Source organism: Streptomyces globisporus (genome assembly GCF_003501885.1).
Lineage (GTDB): Bacteria > Actinomycetota > Actinomycetes > Streptomycetales > Streptomycetaceae > Streptomyces > Streptomyces globisporus_D.
The window spans coordinates 1-2,274 of sequence record NZ_QWFA01000360.1 but is presented as its reverse complement, the minus strand read 5'-3'; the positions used below and the strand labels follow the sequence as shown (position 1 = coordinate 2,274).

Annotated in this window: 3 protein-coding genes; 2 read left to right on the top strand and 1 reads right to left on the bottom strand. The window is 73.0% G+C overall.

Annotation, left to right across the window (positions count from 1 at the left end; all coding sequences use genetic code 11):
• Positions 1–193: 193 nt before the first annotated feature.
• Complete coding sequence (locus tag D3105_RS33465; protein ID WP_118906561.1) at positions 194–1,522, bottom strand: nicotinate phosphoribosyltransferase; 1,329 nt, start codon at positions 1,520–1,522, stop codon at positions 194–196.
• 79 nt (positions 1,523–1,601) lie between these two features.
• Between D3105_RS33465 and clpS the strand changes: the two genes are divergently transcribed.
• Complete coding sequence (gene clpS / locus D3105_RS33460) at positions 1,602–1,919, top strand: ATP-dependent Clp protease adapter ClpS (RefSeq protein ID WP_026241551.1); 318 nt, start codon at positions 1,602–1,604, stop codon at positions 1,917–1,919.
• An 87-nt stretch (positions 1,920–2,006) separates the two neighbouring features.
• Positions 2,007–2,274 (top strand): DUF2017 family protein (locus tag D3105_RS33455; RefSeq protein WP_118906560.1); only part of this gene is annotated, 268 nt, incomplete at its 3' end.

Genomic DNA, 2,274 nt, shown 5'->3' with positions numbered 1-2,274 from the left:
GCCTAGGCTCGAACCCCCGGCACCCTCCCGGAGGCCCCGGGGGCCCGGGGTCTCCGGGAGGGTGCCGGGGGTTCGAGCCTAGGCACTGGAACGTCACAATCAAGCCCCGTCCGCGAAACCCCCGGTTGCGGACCGGCCAGGTCCGCACGCCCGGCGCGGCCCCGGACCGGCCGCCGGGCGTCCGCGGACGGGCTCAGGCGTACTCGGTCGGGATCACCGGCTCGCCCCGCGACAGCTGGATCGCCGACATCGGCAGCCCGGCGCGCGCGGCCACGTGCCGCTCCCGGACCGCGTCCAGCGGCTCGCGGGCGACCACCTCGCCGCCCCGGACCAGCTCCACCAGCAACTGCCTTTCGGCCAGCTCGGCGGGGACCGGGCCGGTGCCGATCACCTCGGCCTCGGCGACGCCGTGCTCGTCGGTCCGGCGCGCGGCCCACTTGCGACCGCCGACCGACGACTTCGCGCCGAGCGACTTCTTGGCCACCGGCACCAGCGGGGCGTCCGGCTCCGCCGAGCCGGCGCGGGCCACCAGCTTGTAGACCATCGAGCAGGTGGGGTGCCCGCTCCCGGTGACCAGCTGGGTGCCGACCCCGTACGCGTCCACCGGCGCGGCGGCCAGCGAGGCGATGGCGTACTCGTCCAGGTCCGAGGTGACCACGATCTTCGTGCCCGTCGCCCCCAGCTCGTCCAGCTGCTGCCGCACCCGGTGCGCGACCAGCAGCAGGTCCCCGGAGTCGATCCGTACGGCGCCGAGCTCGGGCCCGGCGATCTCCACGGCCGCCCGGACCGCCTCGGTCACGTCGTACGTGTCGACCAGCAGCGTCGTGCCCCGGCCGAGCGAGTCCACCTGCGCCCGGAACGCGTCGCGCTCGCTGTCGTGCAGGAGGGTGAAGGCGTGCGCGCTGGTGCCGACCGTCGGGATCGCCCAGCGGAACCCCGCCGCCAGGTCGGAGGTGGCGTCGAAGCCGCCCACGTACGCGGCACGGGCGGAGGCGACCGCGGAGAGCTCGTGGGTACGGCGGGCGCCCATCTCGATCAGCCGGCGGCCTCCGGCGGCGGCCGACATCCGCGAGGCGGCGGCGGCGATGGCGGAGTCGTGGTTGAGGATGGAGAGGATCACCGTCTCCAGCAGCACGCACTCGGCGAAGGACCCCTCGACCCGCAGGATCGGGGAGCCGGGGAAGTAGACCTCGCCCTCCGGGTAGCCCCAGATGTCGCCGCTGAAGCGGTAGCCCGCCAGCCATTCGAGGGTCGGCTCGTCCACGATCTCCTGCTGCCGCAGGAAGCCGATCATCTCGTCGTCGAAGTGGAAGTTCTCCACCGCGTCCAGCACCCGCCCGGTGCCCGCGACGACGCCGTAGCGCCGCCCCTCGGGAAGCCGGCGGGTGAACGCCTCGAAGACCGAGTGGCGGTCGGCGGTGCCGGCCTTGAGGGCGGCCTGCACCATGGTCAGTTCGTACTGGTCGGTGAAGAGCGCGGTCGACGGAACGCCGACCCGCCGACCGAGGTCCGCTGTGTTCATGGCTGGGATGCTACCCCCTATTCGTCAAAGTGACGAGATGTGGGGTCCGTTTGTGCGCCGGGCCCGCCCGGGTGGCAGCATGGGACAGGTGAGCGTTGCTACCCCGCTAGAGATCGAACGTCCCGATTCGGCCGAGGAGACCTTCGCGGTCCCCGAGCCGGACGTCCCGTGGGTGACGCTCGTCCACAATGACCCGGTCAACCTGATGAGCTACGTGACCTACGTCTTCCAGGCCTACTTCGGCTATTCGAAGGACAAGGCCCACAAGCTCATGCTGGACGTGCACCAGAAGGGCCGCGCCGTCGTCTCCAGCGGGAGCCGCGAGGAGATGGAGCGCGACGTCCAGGCCATGCACGGTTACGGGCTGTGGGCCACCCTCACCCAGGACCGCAACTAGCCCCCCTCGCCCAGGGGCGCAACCAGCCACCCTGTTGCAGGGCCCTGCCCCGCCATCCGCCCCGTTCGATCCACCATCGGAGAATCCATGGCCGGCCATTTCGAGGCCACCCCAGGCGGCGGCGCGGCCGTCGCGCTCGACGAGGTCGAGATCTCCATCCTGCGCTCCCTCGCCGTCCAGCTGCTGGAGCTGATCGGCCCCGGCGACCAGCCCGCCGACGGCGAGGACCCGCTCGCCGCCCTCTTCGCCGAGGGCCCCAGCAAGCCGCCCACCGACCCGGCGCTCCTTCGGCTCTTCCCCGACGCCTACGGGGGGGCCGGGGGGTCCGAGGGGCCCGCCCGGGCGGGCCCCTCGG